Here is a 1899-nt window from a genome sequence, read left to right as displayed (position 1 = left end):
AGTTGAGAGGGAGAGGAGAGGAAGGATCAAAAGGGAAAGAAGAGTACGCAGCCTATCAGGAAGGAGAAAAATAGTATAATAAAAGGAAGAGCACAGAGAGAGAAGCAGAGGAGACTCCACAGAATATCCCTACGCGACGCAGTTCCGATCGGCGCGTCGGCAGGCGGTGTACTGCCACCATGCGGCGCCACCCCGGCCATCCGGGCCTGCAAGGCGGCGACGCACGCGCCGACCTCGTCGCGCGCCGCTTCGTCCTCGTCGTTACCGATGCGCGCGACGATATCGACGCCGCGCAACAGCACGTCGATCCACGCGGCGTCGAGCAGCGCGCGCCCTTCCTGGGCGGCGACGAAGCAGTCTTCCATCGCATGCGCGAGTTCGACGCCGGCCTGCACGCCGACGATGCGCGCCGCGCCCTTCAGCGAATGCGCGGCGCGCATGCAGGCTTCGAGCGCGGCGGCGTCGCCGGGCGCGCGGTCGAGCACGAGCAGGCCGTCGTCGAGCACGCGAGCCTGGTTGCGCGCTTCTTCGCGGAACAGATCGATCAACGACGGGCGGCGCGGGTCGTCCGTCATCCAAGACTCCGGTTCAGTGTGTCGAACAGCGCGTCGGCGTCGAGCAGGCCGACGCTGATGCCGCGCCACGGCGCGACCGCCCGCGTGTGCGTGGCGGCGGTCTCCGACAGCGTGGCGGGCGGTGCGCGGAACGTCGACGGCGCGAAGCGGTGCACGCCGTCGACCTGATCGACCGGCAGCACCGCGTGCTCTTCGTCGCGCGCGATCACGAGCAGGCGCGGCAGATCGAGGCGCGTGCGGTCGTTGCGGGCGGCGGCGGTGTCGGGCTCGAAGCCGAGCAGATGCGCGAGCGACAGGCACACGAGCAACTCGCCCTGCACGTTGACGACCCCGAGCACCGCGCGATGCTGCCGATGCGGCAGCGTATGCACGGTGCGCGTCTGCACGATGCTTTTGAAAATCCGCGTGGGCAGCGCCAGCCATTCGCGGCCGATGCGAAACACGAGCAGCGATTCGCCGGTCTCCCGCGAACGCGATGCGTCATGGCCGTCGGGCAGCGCTTGCGGCGCCGCGTCCTGCTGCGGCAAGGCAGCGAGCGGCGCGGGCTGATCGAGCAGCCGTGCCGCGGCTACCTCGAACACCGGGCAATTGAGGCAGCGCACGTATTCGGCGAGCCGCTCGCACGACGAATCGCCGCGCACGCCGATGCGGTTCCAGCAATCGTCGATGCGGATGTCGCGGAACTCACGCACGGGACGATCCTTGCGCGCGCGCCGCGCGTTGCATCAGCAGGCGCGCGCCGTCGCGATCGCCTTCGAGGTCGAGCAGCGTCGCCAGATGCGCGAGCGCTTCCGGGTGCTGCGGATCGAGATAGATCGCCTTGCGATACTGGGCGCGCGCGACGTTGCTGTCGCCGTTGGCGTCGGCCAGAACGCCGAGCAGGTAGAACGCTTCCGCGTGCGGGGCGTGCTGTTCGAGATACGCGTGGATGGCCGCGGCGGCGTCCGCGAGACGGCCGGCGTCGGCGAGTTCGCGCGCGGCTTGCAGCGTGTCGCGCTCGACGGTCGTGGGGGCCGCCTTGCCTTGGGTAGCGCCTGGGGTGCCGAAGGGGGCCTTGATCTGCGTGCCGAACGGTGTTTCAAGGGGGACGTTGGCGTGCCCATTCATCTGCTGGGCTTGCGCCGGCTGTGGCTGCCATGCCGGTGTCGTGCGCGTCGTGGGCGTGGCCGTGCGTGCCGGCGTCAGCGGCCTCGTCCACGGCGACGCGCCGGCACCGAACACTGCAACCCGCGCCGCGCCGTCGAACGAGGCGCGCGCAACCGGATCGGGCCACGCAAAGGGCTCGGCCGAAAACACCGGCGCGGGAGCGGGCACGCGCGCGGGC

At 69.9% G+C, this 1899-nt stretch carries 2 protein-coding genes and 1 pseudogene; all 3 read right to left on the bottom strand.

Going from position 1 to position 1899, the window contains the following annotated elements; all coding sequences use genetic code 11:
- Nucleotides 1-176 precede the first annotated feature (176 nt).
- Nucleotides 177-575: pseudogene (locus F3J20_RS31650) on the bottom strand (Hpt domain-containing protein); the annotation flags it as partial.
- Complete coding sequence (locus F3J20_RS31645) at nucleotides 572-1267, bottom strand: chemotaxis protein CheW (protein ID WP_167285830.1); 696 nt, start codon at nucleotides 1265-1267, stop codon at nucleotides 572-574. The pseudogene F3J20_RS31650 and the gene F3J20_RS31645, both read right to left, overlap by 4 nt.
- Nucleotides 1260-1899, bottom strand: a 640-nt coding sequence (locus F3J20_RS32345; protein ID WP_240162971.1) for a tetratricopeptide repeat protein, incomplete at its 5' end; no start/stop codon positions are given. The genes F3J20_RS31645 and F3J20_RS32345, both read right to left, overlap by 8 nt.

The sequence above is a fragment of the Paraburkholderia sp. Cy-641 genome (assembly GCF_011752945.1).
Classification (GTDB): Bacteria; Pseudomonadota; Gammaproteobacteria; order Burkholderiales; family Burkholderiaceae; genus Paraburkholderia.
Note: the sequence above shows the minus strand (reverse complement) of the source record. Positions and strands in the feature narration are given on the sequence as shown.